This is a genomic window from Fulvivirga maritima (assembly GCF_021389955.1).
Taxonomy (GTDB): domain Bacteria; phylum Bacteroidota; class Bacteroidia; order Cytophagales; family Cyclobacteriaceae; genus Fulvivirga; species Fulvivirga maritima.
In genome coordinates this window covers 3,116,169-3,132,443 of the sequence record NZ_CP089980.1, presented here as the reverse complement: position 1 = coordinate 3,132,443, position 16,275 = coordinate 3,116,169, and the positions used below count along the sequence as shown (strand labels likewise).

19 protein-coding genes are annotated in these 16,275 nt (G+C 38.2%); 12 read left to right on the top strand and 7 right to left on the bottom strand.

Annotated features, from left to right (window positions below; all coding sequences use genetic code 11):
• Positions 1 to 19: 19 nt before the first annotated feature.
• Positions 20 to 1,705 carry a 1-acyl-sn-glycerol-3-phosphate acyltransferase gene (locus LVD15_RS13485; RefSeq protein ID WP_233780844.1) on the top strand — a complete coding sequence of 562 codons (1,686 nt, stop codon included), beginning with the start codon at positions 20 to 22 and terminating at the stop codon, positions 1,703 to 1,705.
• Positions 1,683 to 2,738 (top strand): NAD(P)H-dependent glycerol-3-phosphate dehydrogenase, encoded by a 1,056-nt coding sequence (locus LVD15_RS13480; RefSeq protein WP_233780843.1) that lies wholly within the window; start codon positions 1,683 to 1,685, stop codon positions 2,736 to 2,738. Before LVD15_RS13485 ends, LVD15_RS13480 begins: the two co-directional genes overlap by 23 nt.
• On the opposite strand, the gene LVD15_RS13475 is transcribed toward LVD15_RS13480, so the two are convergent.
• From LVD15_RS13475 to rsmA, 6 genes are all read right to left on the bottom strand, one after another.
• Positions 2,739 to 3,134: an HIT family protein gene (locus LVD15_RS13475; protein ID WP_233780842.1), complete on the bottom strand. Its 396-nt coding sequence runs from the start codon at positions 3,132 to 3,134 to the stop codon at positions 2,739 to 2,741.
• Positions 3,134 to 3,607 (bottom strand): transcription elongation factor GreA, encoded by a 474-nt coding sequence (gene greA, locus LVD15_RS13470; protein ID WP_233780841.1) that lies wholly within the window; start codon positions 3,605 to 3,607, stop codon positions 3,134 to 3,136. Before greA ends, LVD15_RS13475 begins: the two co-directional genes overlap by 1 nt.
• 136 nt (positions 3,608 to 3,743) lie before the next feature.
• A complete protein-coding gene (locus LVD15_RS13465) occupies positions 3,744 to 4,466 on the bottom strand; it encodes a pentapeptide repeat-containing protein (RefSeq protein WP_233780840.1) in 723 nt (240 codons plus the stop codon).
• Between the two features lie 245 nt (positions 4,467 to 4,711).
• Positions 4,712 to 5,650, bottom strand: a complete 939-nt coding sequence (locus LVD15_RS13460) for an NAD(P)-dependent oxidoreductase (protein ID WP_233780839.1) — start codon at positions 5,648 to 5,650, stop codon at positions 4,712 to 4,714.
• Entirely contained in the window at positions 5,647 to 6,993 is a 1,347-nt protein-coding gene (gene mgtE, locus LVD15_RS13455) for a magnesium transporter (RefSeq protein ID WP_233780838.1), read from the bottom strand. Before mgtE ends, LVD15_RS13460 begins: the two co-directional genes overlap by 4 nt.
• The gene (rsmA, locus tag LVD15_RS13450) at positions 6,983 to 7,768 is read right to left on the bottom strand and encodes a 16S rRNA (adenine(1518)-N(6)/adenine(1519)-N(6))-dimethyltransferase RsmA (RefSeq protein ID WP_233780837.1); all 786 of its coding nucleotides are present in this window, start codon (positions 7,766 to 7,768) and stop codon (positions 6,983 to 6,985) included. The genes mgtE and rsmA overlap by 11 nt, the downstream gene beginning before the upstream one ends.
• A gap of 101 nt (positions 7,769 to 7,869) precedes the next feature.
• Here rsmA and pdxA point away from each other — a divergent pair, with 101 nt between their 5' ends.
• From pdxA to LVD15_RS13400, 10 genes are all read left to right on the top strand, one after another.
• Positions 7,870 to 8,922: a 4-hydroxythreonine-4-phosphate dehydrogenase PdxA gene (pdxA, locus tag LVD15_RS13445; RefSeq protein WP_233780836.1), complete on the top strand. Its 1,053-nt coding sequence runs from the start codon at positions 7,870 to 7,872 to the stop codon at positions 8,920 to 8,922.
• A 101-nt stretch (positions 8,923 to 9,023) separates the two neighbouring features.
• Entirely contained in the window at positions 9,024 to 9,410 is a 387-nt protein-coding gene (locus LVD15_RS13440; protein ID WP_233780835.1) for a TerB family tellurite resistance protein, read from the top strand.
• A gap of 99 nt (positions 9,411 to 9,509) precedes the next feature.
• Complete coding sequence (locus tag LVD15_RS13435) at positions 9,510 to 10,037, top strand: YceD family protein (protein ID WP_233780834.1); 528 nt, start codon at positions 9,510 to 9,512, stop codon at positions 10,035 to 10,037.
• Between the two features lie 27 nt (positions 10,038 to 10,064).
• Complete coding sequence (rpmF, locus tag LVD15_RS13430) at positions 10,065 to 10,256, top strand: 50S ribosomal protein L32 (RefSeq protein ID WP_202244210.1); 192 nt, start codon at positions 10,065 to 10,067, stop codon at positions 10,254 to 10,256.
• A gap of 11 nt (positions 10,257 to 10,267) precedes the next feature.
• The gene (plsX, locus tag LVD15_RS13425; RefSeq protein ID WP_233780833.1) at positions 10,268 to 11,209 is read left to right on the top strand and encodes a phosphate acyltransferase PlsX; all 942 of its coding nucleotides are present in this window, start codon (positions 10,268 to 10,270) and stop codon (positions 11,207 to 11,209) included.
• A 14-nt stretch (positions 11,210 to 11,223) separates the two neighbouring features.
• Entirely contained in the window at positions 11,224 to 12,222 is a 999-nt protein-coding gene (locus LVD15_RS13420; RefSeq protein WP_233780832.1) for a beta-ketoacyl-ACP synthase III, read from the top strand.
• A gap of 48 nt (positions 12,223 to 12,270) precedes the next feature.
• Positions 12,271 to 12,837, top strand: coding sequence for an elongation factor P (gene efp / locus LVD15_RS13415; RefSeq protein ID WP_233780831.1), 567 nt, complete (start codon positions 12,271 to 12,273; stop codon positions 12,835 to 12,837).
• Positions 12,838 to 12,863: 26 nt separating this feature from the next.
• The gene (gene accB / locus LVD15_RS13410; protein ID WP_233780830.1) at positions 12,864 to 13,346 is read left to right on the top strand and encodes an acetyl-CoA carboxylase biotin carboxyl carrier protein; all 483 of its coding nucleotides are present in this window, start codon (positions 12,864 to 12,866) and stop codon (positions 13,344 to 13,346) included.
• 68 nt (positions 13,347 to 13,414) lie between these two features.
• Positions 13,415 to 14,758, top strand: a complete 1,344-nt coding sequence (accC, locus tag LVD15_RS13405; protein ID WP_233780829.1) for an acetyl-CoA carboxylase biotin carboxylase subunit — start codon at positions 13,415 to 13,417, stop codon at positions 14,756 to 14,758.
• A 198-nt stretch (positions 14,759 to 14,956) separates the two neighbouring features.
• Positions 14,957 to 15,511 carry a hypothetical protein gene (locus LVD15_RS13400; protein WP_233780828.1) on the top strand — a complete coding sequence of 185 codons (555 nt, stop codon included), beginning with the start codon at positions 14,957 to 14,959 and terminating at the stop codon, positions 15,509 to 15,511.
• Positions 15,512 to 15,542: 31 nt separating this feature from the next.
• Here the strand turns inward: LVD15_RS13400 and LVD15_RS13395 are convergent, their stop codons facing one another.
• The gene (locus LVD15_RS13395) at positions 15,543 to 16,109 is read right to left on the bottom strand and encodes a DUF3109 family protein (protein ID WP_233780827.1); all 567 of its coding nucleotides are present in this window, start codon (positions 16,107 to 16,109) and stop codon (positions 15,543 to 15,545) included.
• Positions 16,110 to 16,275 lie beyond the last annotated feature (166 nt).

Genomic DNA, 16,275 nt, shown 5'->3' with positions numbered 1-16,275 from the left:
GGTTCACAAAATCTTTCTAATGAAGCCTAAAGGCAAGTCTAAAAATAAATCCTACAAACCCATTCTTCCAGGCACAAAGCACTGGCCTGTAGTTCAATTAAATAAAAGAAGAAAAGAGTTTATAGAGCGTACGGTAGAAGAAACTCTAAAAAGAGTTACGGAAGAAAACCCTGGCACGCAAGAACTGCGTGAAGAACTAGAGACAACCCTTCACCGCGAAAAACTTAGAATAAAGCAAAACCCATGGAGAGTAGATCCTCCTGATGAATATAAATTTTGGGAAAAAGTAAAAAACGACCTACTAGATCTGGCTGGTAAGTCAGAATCCAGAGCAGAGGAAGAGGAAATTTTAAGAAGAATCATTAGGCGATATGCTCAAGAAATAGCCGGAAACTTCAAAAAAAGCAGATATAAACTAGCTCGTGAGATCATAAAATTCGGTTTCGCTCGCTTGCTTAATGCTACTCGTGTTAAAAGGTTCGGTGCTTTTTTTAGAAATCAATATACGCTTAGGGATAAAATACAGATCACTGGCAAAGCCAAGCAATTAAGGAAGCTAGCCAAAATAGGCACAGTGGTTATGGTTCCCACTCACTTCAGTAATCTTGACTCTGTACTGATAGGTTGGGTTATTCATGTACTTGGTTTACCTGCATTCATTTATGGAGCTGGATTAAACCTCTTCAACATAAAAATATTTGCATACTTTATGAATAGCCTTGGCGCTTATAAAGTAGATAGAAGAAAGAAGAATTTTATCTATCTGGAAACATTGAAGATGTATTCTAACCTGGCTTTACAAGAAGGGGCACATAGCCTTTTCTTCCCAGGAGGCACGCGCTCCAGATCAGGACAGATAGAGAACCACCTCAAGCTGGGGCTACTGAGCACAGCCATGGAGGCTCAACGGAATTCTTTCATGAAACACCCTGATAATAGCGGCAGAAAGATATTTATAGTGCCGGTTACTATCAATTATAACTTCGTACTTGAGGCTCCAGCCCTTATTCATGAGCACTTAAAGCGACTCGGTGGCGAGAAATATTACGTAGAAAACGATGAATATTCCACTTCTTACAAGATGCTTAAGTTTATGCTTAAGTTCTTTACCAAAGGGTCAGACATCTCTGTGTCCATCGGAAAAGGCATGGATCTTTTAGGAAATTATGTAGATAACCAAGGCAGAAGTATAGATCAGCATGGCCGATTTATTGACACTCGCGATTATTTCACATACCAAGGAGAGGTGAATATTGACAAGCAGCGTGAAGATGAATACACACGTCGTTTAAGCAAAATCATTGTTCAGGAATTCCACCGTAACAACAGGGTATTTGCCAGTCATTTGGTAGCCTTCGTTGCATTTGAGATGTGGAAAAAGAAATACAAAAAGCTGGACCTCTATGATGTGCTCCGCTTACCTGAAGAGGATCTTATCATAGATTATAATGAGTTTAAGGAGTGTTTTGGGCGATTAAGAGATGAAGTCTATAAGCTCAAGAAAAAGAAAATGGTTAATATTGCTCCCCATTTAAAAAATGACATAGATGAAGTTATAAAGTTAGGCATCAGCAATGTGGGTATGTATCATACCAAAAGGCCTCTTATGTTTAACAAAAAAGGCGATATTATCACTCAGGATATGGCAACTTTATATTATTATCACAACCGAACTGATGGCTATGGCCTCGAAGAATATATCTAAAAAACCTGTAGGTGTAATTGGAGCTGGCAGCTTTGGTTCTGCCATAGCTAACATTCTTGCAGAAAAAAGCGAAGTACTTTTATACGCCAGAGACAGTGAGACCATTAAAAAAATTGCCGAACAAAAGGAGAACCGAGGGCAAAAGCTTCACACTAACATTACTGCTACAGGAGATCTAAGCTACCTGGCCAGTGTTTGTGATGTTATCTTCCCTATTGTTCCATCTTCGGCTTTTCGTACTATGATGCAGCAGCTCTCACCCTACTTGCATCCGTACCACATTCTTATTCATGGTACCAAAGGCCTTGATATTTCCCTGCCTAAAGGAGAAACCATAGACTCTGTAAAAGAACTTAACAGAGAAAATATAAAAACCATGAGCGAAGTAATCATGGACGAAAGCGTGGTGATTAGGGTGGGTTGTCTTGCAGGCCCCAACCTGGCTAAAGAAATGGCCAAAGCACAGCCGGCGGCCACAGTGGTAGCGAGCCATTATGGAGAGGTGATAAAAGAAGGTGAGAGATTACTGAGAAATGACCGCTTTCAAGTTTATGGAAACAATGACTTGATAGGCATAGAACTGGCTGGTGTTCTTAAAAACATAATAGCCATTGCTTCTGGTGCTCTTAGTGGCTTGGGACTAGGCGAAAATGCCAAGGGTCTGCTTATTAGCCGGGGAATGGTAGAAATGATCCATTTAGGCAAAATAATGGGAGGTGATGTACATGCTTTTCTTGGCGTAGCCGGAATTGGTGATTTGGTAGCGACCTGCAATAGTACTTTAAGTAGAAACTACACTGTGGGCTACCGACTTGCACAAGGAGAATCTCTGGATCAAATCATAGCTACTATGGAAGAGGTAGCAGAAGGGGTAAATACCGTTAGAATAGCTAAAAAAATGGTAGAATCTGCAAACAAAAGAGCCCCCATTACGGAGGCTCTGTATGATGTTCTTTTTGGAGATCTCACTGTAGATAAAGCACTTCAAATGCTTATGAGATATCCATATAACGTAGATATTGATTTTATCTAATTATTCGAAAGCCGCTTTAATTTTTTCAGCCATCTGAGTCAATTCCTCTTGTGAAGGGCTCAGCTTTGGTTTAGCAAAATTAATATCGCCTACTGCATTTAACGGCACCAGGTGAATATGCGTGTGAGGCACTTCTACTCCTATAACTGCTACTCCTATTCTTAAGCAAGGAACCACCTTTTCTACCGCCTTAGCCACTCTTTTAGCAAAGATATTAAGGCCAGAGAGTGTTTCGTCATCAAGATCAAAGATGTAATCTACTTCCTTCTTAGGCACTACCAGACAGTGTCCCTGCACTAAGGGACTGATATCTAAAAAAGAAATGAAGTTATCATCCTCAGCCACAATATGACCAGGGATCTCTCTATTTATTATTTTAGTGAATATAGAAGCCATTAGATTCCGATTTCTACGATTTCAAATTCGATTTCACCGCCAGGAGTTTGTATCTGAGCGGTATCACCCTCTTTCTTACCCAGCAAACCTTTTCCTATGGGAGATTGCACAGATATTTTACTAGCTTTTAGATCTGCTTCCTCTTCAGAAACCAATGAATAAGTAAATACAGCTCCGTTTTTCTTATTCTTTATTTTCACTTTCGAAAGAATAGAAACTTTAGAAGTATCAATACTACTTTCATCAATTACTCTGGCATTTCCAACCACCTCTTCTAACTGAGCTATTTTAGCCTCTAAGTGCCCTTGAGCATCCTTAGCTGCATCATATTCCGCATTCTCACTTAAGTCTCCTTTATCTCTTGCTTCAGCAATTTGTTTGGCTATATCAGACCTACCTTTTGTCTTTAGGTCATTAAGTTCGGTTTTTAACTTATCTAAACCTTCTTTAGTATAGTATGCAACCTGTCCCATATTTTTTCAATTTTATAATCTCTATAAAAAACAAATAACGGCCTCTGGTGTGAAACCGTTTGATTTAATTATTGTCGTATTGTTTGTACTACAAAGTTAGTATTTCCTTGTTGATGTTCAAAATATGAGTATAAAACTACTTGCCTACCAATTCTGGCATATTCGTTCTTATTTGACTCAAAATTTCATCATCAAACTGTGCGAGGTACAACGTTTTGGCCTGAGTGAGCTGCTCTATGGTAAGCCCTTTGGCGCCTCTTAGATCAGCCTTATAAAGACTCGCATTTTCGAAATTAGCCCCTGTAAGATAGCAATTTCTTAGATTAGCTTCCATCAAAAACGCATTTTTAAAATTAGTTTTTATAAGGAAGGCATTTTCCAGTTGAGCTTTTATTAAATAAGCATCCTTAAAATTAGCACCACTGGCATATGCTCCCTTTAAAGAGGCCTGATTAAGGTTCGAATTCTCCAGGTTAGTTTGGTTCAGCCTGGTGTTTTCCAAGTTAGTCTCTATTAAGAATGCATTTGAAATATCAGCTGAGTTAAGGTTAGATCCTGAGAGGTTTACATAGTTAAGGTTAGTGCGAGCCAAATGGCAGTTAACTAGGTTAATTTCGTGTATATTATGTCTATTAAGCCTTTTTATGTTACCCACAGTTCTAAAAGCAGCCTCTTCCGATTCCCATAAACGGAAGTCATCTATCTCATCTCTATAAGTCCTTATTCGCTGACGGATCTCTCCATTTTTATTAAGCCAGAAAATAAGCATACCTATGACTGCAATATCGAAGAGCATGCCGTGTGCTTCCGCCAGTACCTGTCCGAAAAAGTCATGAAACTCAGACAAATAGTACGACATACTCAACCCTAAGACAATTATTGTCAAAACCACTAACACCAGTGCTGAGGTGAGAAGTGGTTTCTCAACAATTGAATTTACATATTCTATAAACTTTTTATTACGATTTTTAAGCAACATCGGGCGCTTTATACCAAAAAATTAAAACTAACTATCAACTATGCGAACAAGACTATATTAGCAAAAAAGCGAGCAAAAAATAAATGATATTCAATAATAATTTGAATTACAACATGTAATATCTCTTATTTTCTTTCACTTAAAAAGCCATTTATTTTATCAACTAATACTTCATTAATCCTCTCATATGACTCAAATGACCAACCTGCAATATGAGGAGTAAGTACTGTTTTATTCGAATTAGTTAAATATTCAAATGATTTCTTCTGCTTTTCGTTTAGAGTTTTAAGTTTTTCATTCTCAAGCACATCTAACCCAGCTCCTATAATTTTTCCCTCTTCAAGGTGTTTACACACACCATCCAAAGGCACCACCTCTCCCCTCGAGGTATTCAATAAGTATATTTGTTTCTTAAACTTACTTAAGTAATCATAATCTACCAATGCTTTAGTTTCGGCAGTTAAAGGCACATGTATACTAAATACATCGGCTTCATTATACACCTCTTCCATAGACACCTCTTCCACTATTCCATCAGAGTAACCTTCCTTATACTTGTCATAAGCAATTACCCGGGTATCCATTCCTTTCACTTTTTTCGCAAATGAACCTCCCATATGACCATAACCAAGCAGGGCTACCGTTTTACCTTCAATCTCATAACCACGATTTCCCTCTCTATCCCAGATGTGATCTCTCACTTCTTTATCTGATCGGGCTATATTATTCATTACAGAAAGCAATAAACCAAGCGTATGCTCGCCCAGCGCATTTCTATTACCTTCTGGTGCATTAAATATTGTAATATTTCGTTTTTCTATCGCCTCCTCATCCAGGTTATCAATACCTGCACCCGCTCTACCAATAAACACTAGCTTAGAAGCTTTGCTTACAATCTCCTCATCTACTCGGGTTTTGCTCCTTATAATAAGGCCTTCATATTCAGAAATGATTTCTAAAATCCTCTCTCTCTTGATGGTGGGCTGATAATCTGGTTGCACGCCAATATCCAGCAATGACTGCTGAAGACTATCATGCATATAATCTACAATTAGACAATTCATAATAAAAGATGTACAGTATAAAAATAAATGGCTAGCCCCATGAGGTCATTGGTCGTAGTAATAAATGGACCTGATGCCAGTGCGGGATTAAAGCCAAATTTGTGTAAAATAAGTGGTGTAATAGTTCCTATTAATGAAGCTATAAGCACCACACAAAATAAAGCGATAGATACTACCAGAGCCAGGCTAACTGCTCCGCCGGTAAGAAGATTACCTCCATATACTAATGTAGAAAGCACGGCTCCGTTTAAAGCGGCAATTATAAACACTTTAAAAAGCCTCTTTTGCATACTGTCATTGAATGCTGAGGGGTTAGCCAAACTTTGAAGCACTATGGATGATGACTGAATACCCACATTACCTCCAGTAGCCTGAATTAGTGGTATAAAAAAAGCAATGGCCGTAATCCGGGTCAGCTCCTCTTCAAACACACCTATAAGGCGAGCACTAATGAAACCTCCCATAACCCCTACTATAAGCCATGGTAAACGTGCTCGGGTCAGCATCCAGATGCTATCAGCCTCTTCTACGTCTTCAGAAATACCAGACATCATCTGCCTTTCTTCATCTGCCAGCTCGGTAATTACATCCACCACATCATCTATGGTGATTCTACCTAACAACTTGCCTTGCATATTTACTACTGGCACGGCATCTAAATCATACTTCCGCATCACTTGAGCCACCTCTTCTTCTGACATATAAGTTTCTACAGAAGTAACACCAGGATCATAAATATCCGCGATATGCATATTATCCTCTGCCAGAATAATTTTCTTTAGAGAAACCCGACCTAATAACTTATCATTATCATCTACTACGTATACTGAATAGAGCTTTTGCACATTTTCAGCCTGGCGACGAATTTCTTCAATACATTGCACCACGCTCCAGTTTACATTAGCCTTAATAAGCTCTTTAGCCATTAGCCCACCGGCCACATCCTCATCATACCTAAGCAGATCAAGAATATTAGCTTCTTTCTCCTGATTATCTATAAAGGCAATTACCTCTTCACGCTCTTTAATGGGCAGCTCATTTAAAATATCAACTGCATCATCAGAGTCAAGGTGATTAACTATTTCGGTAATTTCTGTGGGTTCAAAAGCCTTAAGAAAGCGGCTCCTGATATCTTCATCAAGATCATTGATAATATCTGCTCTTACCTCAGAAGGGAGTAAGTCAATAACATATTTAGAATCTTCTGTTTCAAACTCATGTAACAGAGTGGAGATGTCAGCAGGCATCTCCCCTTCTAAAGAAGCAATTATAAAAGCCTCATCACGCTCTTCCACAGCCTGTGCAAAGCGCTCTCGAAACTCATTAGTTAACTCAAACTTCATTAATTCTTCCACTAGCCACGGTATTAGTCAATTCCTCAAACTCTTTAACAGAAAGTTCTTCAGCGCGTTTATTCAGTACAGGAAGCTGCTTTACTTCATCGGTCAAATTTAGAGGTTTTAAGGCGTTCCGCAAGGTTTTCCTGCGGTTTTGAAAGCCTTGTTTTACTACTCTTTTAAAAAGATCCTCATCACAATCCAGTGTTTGTCGCTCATTTCTGACCAGCCTTATTACACCAGACTGCACTTTTGGAGGCGGATCAAAAACCTCTCTACCCACTGTAAATAAATATTCTATATCATAAAAAGCCTGAAGCAATACACTCAGTATACCGTAATTTTTATTTCCCGGAGGTGAAGCCAATCGCTCAGCTACTTCCTTTTGCAGCATACCCACTACTTCTACCACTTTTTCTTTGTCTTCTAATACCTTAAAGAATATTTGCGAAGAAATGTTATAAGGAAAGTTTCCTATTATAACATACTTTTCTCCCAGTCGTTCACTAAGATCAAGCCTAAGAAAATCACCATAGATGATATTTTCTTTGATCTCGCTATAATGCTTTTCCAAATAATTAATAGACTCCTTATCCAGATCTATAAGCACTAAGTCATCTGGGTATTCTTTAACTAAAAACTGAGTCAAAACACCTGTTCCTGGCCCAATTTCTAATATTTTCATTCCTTTTTGCTGCTTCTTTACAGCCTTCACTATATCATGCGCAATGTCCGTATCCTTAAGAAAATGCTGACCAAGATGTTTTTTAGGTTTAACCATGTTTTTTCAATGAAAAGAAAAAAATTTAAATTGCGTACACCTTTAATAAACAGAATTCTGCCTTCTGTACCCAGGTGGCGGCTAAAGATATATAAAAAATAATGAGCAATCATTCAAAACATCAGGATAAACCAAGAATAGGAATTACCATAGGTGACATCAATGGCATAGGCCCGGAAGTAATCATTAAATCCCTCAGAGATAACCGCTTACTCAATTATCTGACCCCGGTTATTTACGGATCATCTAAAGTGCTTTCATATTATAGAAAAACTTTAAAGTATGAAGATTTCAACTTCACCCAGGTAAAAGATGATGGCAAATTTCAAAACCGCAAGGTTAATGTAGTCAACTGTTGGAATGAAATGATTGAAATCAACACTGGTGAAGTGACCGAAGGTGGAGGCAAATCCTCTTTTCTGGCTTTAGAGAAGGCTACCCAACATTTAAAACAAGGTTTTATAGACGCCATAGTTACTGCTCCGATAAATAAAAACAACATACAGAACGATAAATTTAAGTTTGCCGGCCACACAGAATACCTTACTGAAAAATTCGGAGCTAAGGAAAGTCTTATGTTTATGGCTACTGATAACCTTAAAGTAGGAGTTGTTACCGGCCACTTACCAATAAAAGAGGTAAGTAAAAAACTTACAAAAGAACTTATCACCGAGAAGCTCAGCATAATGGAAGCTTCTCTTAGAAATGATTTTGGTATTCAAAAACCAAAAATAGCGCTTCTGGGTCTTAACCCTCATGCTGGTGAAAATGGCCTTTTAGGTAAAGAAGATGATGAGGTGATTAAGCCAGTAATCAACCAGTTTAAAAATGAAGGCAAGTTAGTATTTGGCCCCTACCCGGCTGATGGCTTTTTTGGTAAAAATGATTATACCAAGTTCGATGCGGTATTAGCCATGTATCATGATCAGGGATTAATTCCTTTCAAAACATTAGCTTTTGAAAATGGCGTTAATTTCACTGCTGGTTTACCTATTATCAGAACCTCTCCAGATCATGGCACTGCCTATGACATAGCCGGAAAAAACACCGCCAGCGAGTCTTCTATGCTACAAGCCATCTATATGGCTAAAGATATTTATGTTAACCATAATAAAGATAAAGAATACTCCGAAACCGGCTCAGCCAATAATTGAAGTATTAGCATGTTTATAACTATTCATGAACGACTTATGTTAATTCATATAAAAAGATTAATTTTAAACCCAACCTAAATTATTCACATCCCTATTACAGAATGGACATAGTAACCAGGAAACAACTAAATATATTAATACAACTGGCAGAGGCTGACAGAAACTTCGATTCTGAAGAAAGAGAATTAATATATAAAATAGCCAAGCTTAAAAATTTTCCTGAAGAAAGTGTGGAAGAACTCATACTCAACCCAGAGCCCATAGGCACCTTTGGAGCCCTTTCTGCTAATCAAAGATTTGAATATCTCTATAGCTGTATAGAGCTTATGGTTATAGATGAGAAGATATTTGACAGCGAAATCATCTTCTGCATAGACATAGCCATTAAATTAGACTTTAAAAAAGATGTCGTTCAATTTTTAAAAGATGAGATTAATAATTATTCAAAAGAAGAAATAAGACCTATTATTTTTGAACGATTTACCTAACCAATTGCAACCTTAACCCTCACTCTCCGTTAGAAAAACTTTTTAGTTCTTTTTCTAATCAGAAATATCTTCTACATTTGCATCCTTAAATTGGTGAGAATGGCTAGAAGCGAGCTAGATAATTTCAATATAGATGTTTTTAAGCTTAAAAGTGGCGATCATAATTACCAGTTTCAAATTGGTAACAAGTTCTTCGACGCTTTTCCTGAAAGCTTAATAGAAAAAGGAAACGGCGAGGTGAAAGTTCTGATGGAAAAAACAGAGACTTTCATTAAACTGAATACCCATATTGAAGTAACTGTAGAGTTGGAATGTGATCGAAGTCTTGACTTATTTGATTACCCCATCAATACAGATAATGAGATAATATTAAAGTTTGGCGATGAGGAAGAAGAGATCAGTGAAGAAATCATGATCATCCCCAGAGACAGACAGCGGGTAAACCTGGCGCAGTTCATATATGAGTTCATTATGATCTCAGTACCTATGAAAAAGCTGCACCCCAGGTATAATGAAGAAGAAGAGTCTGATGACATAATATATACATCAGAAACTTTGCCTGATGCTGACGACGATCAAAACGAAGAGATTGATCCTAGATGGCAGAAATTAAAAAAATTGAAATAAGAATATAGTAATTAAATAAATTTAGAAATGGCTCATCCTAAAAGAAAGACGTCAAAAACGAGAAGAGACAAGAGAAGGACTCATTATAAAGCCGAAGCTAAGCACCTGGCAGTATGCCCTACTACGGGTGAATTCCATTTGCCTCACCGTGCTTTTTGGCACGAAGGAAAACTTTACTACAAAGGTAAAGTGGTAATGGAGAAAGAAGTTCTGGCTTAATCGCATTGCTTGTGAAGATTGCATTAGATGCAATGGGTGGCGACTTTGCTCCTGACTGTACTGTATTAGGAGCAAAGTTAGCCTCACAAGAGATTTCGGACGATATTAAGATCGTATTAGTAGGCCAAGAAGACTTACTAAAAGCTAAGCTGAAAGAATACGATGTTACTAGCCCCAGCATAGAAGTTTTTCATGCTGATGAGGTGATAGAAATGGGTGAGCACCCTACCAAGGCACTCTCTCAAAAACCTACTGCCAGCATTCCTGTCGGTTACGGATTGCTCAAATCAGGCGCAGTAAATGCCTTTTGTAGTGCAGGTAACACCGGTGCCATGCACGTAGGTGCTATGTTTACAATAAAAGCTATTGAAGGGATTATTAGACCCGGAATAGCCGGATTTGTACCAAAAGAATCAGGTGGTTTTGGCGTAATCATGGATGTTGGTGCCAATGCCGATTGCAAGCCTGATGTTTTATATCAATTTGGTGAAATAGGTTCTCTATACGCCAAGCATGTACTGGAAATCGATGATCCTAAAGTTGGTCTTATGAACTTAGGAGAAGAAGAGCAAAAAGGAACCCTCCTTACCCAGGCAGCATACCAACTGTTTAAACTCAGCAAAAGATTTAATTTTATTGGCAATATTGAAGGTCGAGACCTTTTCAATGACAAGGCCGATGTAATAGTCTGTGATGGCTTTACCGGTAATGTTATTTTGAAAATGGCTGAAACTTTCTTTGACCTGCTTCATAAACGAGATATCACTGATGAGTATTTTGACAGGTTCAACTATGAAGCCATAGGCGGTAGCCCTATCTTAGGTATTAACGGCAACGTAGTGATAGGACATGGAGTATCCAGCGCTGAAGCGATAAAAAACATGACCCTTCTCGCTATAAAAATGGCGGAGACCAACATTCATTTGAAAATTAAGGACCACTTAGGAGATTAAATATATTTGAAATTATGGCTAACATTAAAGCCGCTATTACGGGAGTTCATGGTTACGTACCCGATTACATTCTCACGAACCAGGAGCTTGAAACAATGGTTGATACTAGTGATGAATGGATTACCACCCGTACTGGTATAAAAGAAAGAAGAATCCTTAAAGGTGAAGGTAAAGGTACCTCAGTAATGGGAGCCGCTGCCGTAAAAGGACTTCTTGAAAAAACAGGCACAAACCCAGAAGACGTAGAGCTTCTTATCTGTGCTACTGTAACACCTGACATGGTGTTCCCTGCCACTGCTAACATTATTTCTGCAGAAGTAGGCGCTGTCAATGCATTTAGTTATGACATTGGTGCGGCTTGTTCGGGCTTTATTTATGCCCTTACTACTGCGGCTCAGTTTATAGAAAGCGGGCATTACAAAAAAGTAATTGTAGTAGGTGGAGACAAAATGTCTTCTATCATAGATTATAAAGACCGTACTACTTGTATCATCTTTGGTGATGGTGCTGGTGCTGTTATGCTTGAGCCTAATGAAGAAGGCAATGGTGTTATAGATGCAATCCATAAAACTGATGGAGCGGGAGTAGAATTTCTTAATATGAAAGCTGGCGGAAGCCGCTACCCTACTACTGTAGATACAGTAAATGCTGAAGAACACTATGTAAGGCAGGATGGTGCTACTGTATTTAAATTTGCAGTAACCAACATGGCTGACTATGCTGCCAAAATAATGGAAAGAAATAACCTCACATCTGAAGAGGTAGACTGGCTGGTAGCTCACCAAGCTAACAAGCGTATTATAGATGCTACGGCCAACCGTATGGGTATTACCGAAGACAAAGTGATGATGAACATCCAAAAATATGGTAATACTACAGGTGGTACTATTCCATTATTATTATGGGATTATGAGTCTCAACTTAAAAAAGGTGATAACCTGGTTTTAGCCGCTTTTGGTGGTGGATTTACCTGGGGTTCTATCTATTTAAAGTGGGCTTACGATCCAAAATAGTTTAGATATTAATTTTTATTCATTAATTTGACTTAAAATATTTAATTTATGGCAACAACGGCCGACTTTAAAAATGGTTTATGCTTAGAGTATAACAACGACCTTTATACCATCGTTGAATTTCAACACGTAAAACCAGGTAAAGGTCCTGCTTTTGTAAGAACCAAATTAAAGAGTCTTACCACCGGAAAAGTGGTAGAAAACACCTTTTCAGCAGGTCATAAAATTACTACAGCGAGGATAGAAAGAAGACCTCACCAGTTTATATACAAAGATGATTTAGGCTATCATTTTATGGATAGCACCACCTTTGAGCAGGTAGTGGTTGAAGAACATTTGATGGAGAACCCTGGTTTATTAAAAGATGGCCAGGAAATAGATGTGCTGTTTCACGCTGAAGAAGAGAAAATAATTGGGTCAGAGTTACCCGCTTTTGTAGAGTTAACCATCACTTACACTGAGCCTGGCATCAAAGGAGATACAGCAACTAATGCTTCCAAACCAGCCACCCTGGAAACAGGCGCTGAGATTCAGGTTCCTTTGTTTATAAATGAAGGTGACAAAATAAAAATTGATACTCGTACTAATTCGTACTCTGAGCGAGTAAAAGAATAAGGTTTTAAATTAAAATTGTTTCTTAAATGAAAACTAAAGAGATAAGAGACCTAATAGATTTCATCTCGAAATCAGGACTCAATGAAGTAAACATTGAAACGGAAGAGCTGAAGCTTTCTGTAAAACGCGATGCCGAAGTACAAACTAAGTTTGTAGAAAGTGCACCAGTGGTAAGCCAGACTCCAGCTGTTTCTGTACCTACTCAGGCTCCTACTGCTCCTACTACTGAAGCTTCTGAATCACCTAAGCCCCAGGAACCTTCAAATAACTACGTAGAAGTGAAGTCACCAATGATAGGTACTTTCTACAGATCAGCTAACCCTGATTCTCCTCCATTTGTAGCTGTTGGCGACAAGATTGAACAAGGACAGCCGGTATGTATTATAGAAGCCATGAAGCTTTTCAACGAAATAGAATCTGAAGTATCAGGTACTATTGTAAAAGTAATGGTAGAAAATGCTTCACCTGTAGAATTTGATCAGGTCTTGTTCCTGGTAGATCCTTCTTAAATAGAATTTAATCCCGAATTATTTCGGGATTCGTTTTAATAAGATATTTAGCACTAAAATCAACGAACGTGTTTAAAAAAATATTAATTGCTAATAGAGGAGAAATAGCACTAAGGATTATCAGAACCTGCCGCGAAATGAATATCAAAACCGTGGCTGTTTATTCCTTAGCTGATAAGGATAGTCTTCATGTTAGGTTTGCTGATGAGGCAGTCTGCATAGGAAAAGCTCCCAGCAGTGAATCATACCTGAATATACCCAACCTCATAGCAGCGGCAGAAATTACTAATGCCGATGCCATACACCCTGGTTACGGATTTCTTTCTGAGAATGCAGAATTTAGCGCTGTATGCAGGGAATATAATATTAAGTTTATTGGAGCTTCCCCCGAAATGATCAACCAGATGGGAGATAAAGCTACGGCTAAAGATACTATGAAAAAAGCCGGAGTACCTACCATCCCTGGATCTGACGGCCTCCTTAAGAATATGGAGGAAGGGCTCAAGATAGCTGAAAAAATAAAGTATCCCGTAATACTAAAAGCTACTGCCGGTGGTGGTGGTAGAGGTATGCGTATAGTAAACAACCCAAGTGAATTTAAAAAAGCCTGGGATGATGCCAGACAAGAAGCCGGAGCTGCCTTTGGTAACGATGGTTTGTATCTGGAAAAATTTGTGGAAGAGCCGCGCCATATAGAAATACAAGTGGTTGGTGATAAAAACGGAAGAGTATGTCACTTATCAGAAAGAGATTGCTCTATACAAAGAAGACACCAGAAACTAGTAGAAGAAACACCTTCTCCTGTAGTAAGTCAAAAGCTTAGAGAGAAAATGGGTAAGGCTGCCATTAAAGGAGCTGAGGCCATTAAATATGAAGGTGCCGGTACAGTAGAATTCCTGGTAGATAAGAATGGAGATTTTTATTTCATGGAAATGAACACTCGTATTCAGGTAGAACACCCTATTACGGAAGAGGTTACTGACTTTGATCTTATTAAAGAACAAATAAAAGTAGCTGCCGGAGTGGAAATTTCAGGTAAAAACTACTTCCCTAATCTTTACTCTATGGAGTGTAGGATTAATGCTGAAGACCCTAGAAACGGTTTCAGACCTTCTCCTGGAAAAATCACTAACCTACATATGCCTGGTGGTCATGGTGTGAGAGTAGATAGTCATGTGTATGCAGGCTATACCATCCCTCCTAACTATGACTCTATGATAGCTAAGCTTATTGTAAGTGGCCAATCAAGAGAAGAAGTGATGACCAGAATGAAGAGAGCATTGAGCGAATTTGTAATTGAAGGTATTAAAACTACCATTCCTTTCCATCTGAAATTAATGGATGATGAAGGTTTCCAAAGTGGTAAATTCACTACTAAATTCTTGGAAACATTCGATTTCTCTGATATATAAAAGTTTATTTTACTATATTCTAAAGCCCTGGTAAGTAATTGTCAGGGCTTTTATTTTTTTAGCTGAATTTTCGCAATACCTTTAACTTAGACTAGAAAGATATGCGTTTTACTATAATACTTCTTTTTTTCCGTTTTAACCATTCACACAGTATGGGCTCAAGAGCTAAAAACGCCTTGGTTACATGCCGGTCTTTCTATGAGTGCTTATAATGGAGACCTAAGCCAGTATGATCAGTATGGAGCGCTCTTTCACATAGGCTTGCAGCTTAATAAAAACAGGAAGTTCAATGGTAATTTTAACTTAGGAATAGGCAGTGTAAGAGGAGAAAACAGTCAGTTTAGACTCAATGACAATCTGGAAGCCACTCCGAACAGATACTTCAAAACTAGCTACCTCTTTATTAACTATGACCTTCATTATAACATCATCAAAAAAGAGCAAGTAATCGTTTATATAAGCCAGGGTATCGGGTTATTTCGGTTTAACCCTAAAGATGAAGATGGTAATAACCTTTCAGATCAAAGCAATACCCGAAATAGTGACGAGACCTATAGCAATTTAACTTTGATGCTTCCTACATCGGTTGGGGCTATCTATTTCCTTCCTAACGAATGGGGGGTGGGTTTTCAGGCAGGCCTATTAAATACCATGACCAATTACATAGATAACATTTCTGAATTAGGTGATGGTGGCAATGATAACATATTGGAGTTTCGTCTGGCCTTTTACGTGCCCTTTAATATGCCATAAAAAGCCAGAACCTCCCAAAGGGCAATTATAATTACCCCTCCTCCTCTATGGTTTTCACAAGCTTATCATACCATACTTCGCCATACTTCCTGATGAGTGCATCCTTCACAAATTTATAAATGGGCACCTGTAACTCAGATCCTAATGTGCAGGCATCATCACAAATATCCCACCTATCATAATTCAGTGCGTCAAACTCATCATATTTAGTTATTCTAACCGGGTATAAATGGCAGCTTATCGGCTTTTTATAGGATATCTTTCCTTCTAGCTGAGCTTGCTCTATACCGCATTTCAAAATTCCTTTTTCATCATACACAGCATAAGCACACTCTTTACCATCTATGGTAGGTGTAGAAAAATCATCATCATCGTCTAAAATATATCTCCCTTGTTCCGATATGGCCTTTTTACCTTCCTCAGAAAGATAAGGCTTCACCTCTTCATAGATATCATCCAAAATCTGAAGTTCACTTTCTTCTAGCGGAGCACCCAGGTCTCCCTCCACGCAGCAAGCTCCTTTACACTTGTCTATATTACAAACAAAGAATTTTTCCTTTACGTCATCTGATAAAATGACATTATCCAGCTCTATCATATCACAAATTTATACTGATCAAAATTGCTAAACAGGGATTAAAGACAAAAAGATCATTTCAGATAATTTAATTACATATTTCACTTTAAATATTAATATTCCTTTGATCTCCCTTGCTTCTGACATTAATTTCTCATTAATCGCTGTTCCTTCTAAAATTCTCATT

What these genes read in the sequence shown, in the direction of transcription:
- LVD15_RS13465 (WP_233780840.1), bottom strand. Translation starts at nt 4,466, where the DNA reads ATGTCGTACTATTTGTCTGAGTTTCATGACTTTTTCGGACAGGTACTG.
- LVD15_RS13475 (WP_233780842.1), bottom strand. Translation starts at nt 3,134, where the DNA reads ATGGCTTCTATATTCACTAAAATAATAAATAGAGAGATCCCTGGTCAT.
- LVD15_RS13395 (WP_233780827.1), bottom strand. Translation starts at nt 16,109, where the DNA reads ATGATAGAGCTGGATAATGTCATTTTATCAGATGACGTAAAGGAAAAA.
- efp (WP_233780831.1), top strand. Translation starts at nt 12,271, where the DNA reads ATGGCAACAACGGCCGACTTTAAAAATGGTTTATGCTTAGAGTATAAC.
- LVD15_RS13440 (WP_233780835.1), top strand. Translation starts at nt 9,024, where the DNA reads ATGGACATAGTAACCAGGAAACAACTAAATATATTAATACAACTGGCA.
- LVD15_RS13480 (WP_233780843.1), top strand. Translation starts at nt 1,683, where the DNA reads ATGGCCTCGAAGAATATATCTAAAAAACCTGTAGGTGTAATTGGAGCT.
- rpmF (WP_202244210.1), top strand. Translation starts at nt 10,065, where the DNA reads ATGGCTCATCCTAAAAGAAAGACGTCAAAAACGAGAAGAGACAAGAGA.
- pdxA (WP_233780836.1), top strand. Translation starts at nt 7,870, where the DNA reads ATGAGCAATCATTCAAAACATCAGGATAAACCAAGAATAGGAATTACC.
- LVD15_RS13435 (WP_233780834.1), top strand. Translation starts at nt 9,510, where the DNA reads ATGGCTAGAAGCGAGCTAGATAATTTCAATATAGATGTTTTTAAGCTT.
- greA (WP_233780841.1), bottom strand. Translation starts at nt 3,607, where the DNA reads ATGGGACAGGTTGCATACTATACTAAAGAAGGTTTAGATAAGTTAAAA.
- mgtE (WP_233780838.1), bottom strand. Translation starts at nt 6,993, where the DNA reads ATGAAGTTTGAGTTAACTAATGAGTTTCGAGAGCGCTTTGCACAGGCT.
- accB (WP_233780830.1), top strand. Translation starts at nt 12,864, where the DNA reads ATGAAAACTAAAGAGATAAGAGACCTAATAGATTTCATCTCGAAATCA.
- LVD15_RS13485 (WP_233780844.1), top strand. Translation starts at nt 20, where the DNA reads ATGAAGCCTAAAGGCAAGTCTAAAAATAAATCCTACAAACCCATTCTT.
- LVD15_RS13400 (WP_233780828.1), top strand. Translation starts at nt 14,957, where the DNA reads ATGAGTGCTTATAATGGAGACCTAAGCCAGTATGATCAGTATGGAGCG.
- rsmA (WP_233780837.1), bottom strand. Translation starts at nt 7,768, where the DNA reads ATGGTTAAACCTAAAAAACATCTTGGTCAGCATTTTCTTAAGGATACG.
- LVD15_RS13420 (WP_233780832.1), top strand. Translation starts at nt 11,224, where the DNA reads ATGGCTAACATTAAAGCCGCTATTACGGGAGTTCATGGTTACGTACCC.
- LVD15_RS13460 (WP_233780839.1), bottom strand. Translation starts at nt 5,650, where the DNA reads ATGAATTGTCTAATTGTAGATTATATGCATGATAGTCTTCAGCAGTCA.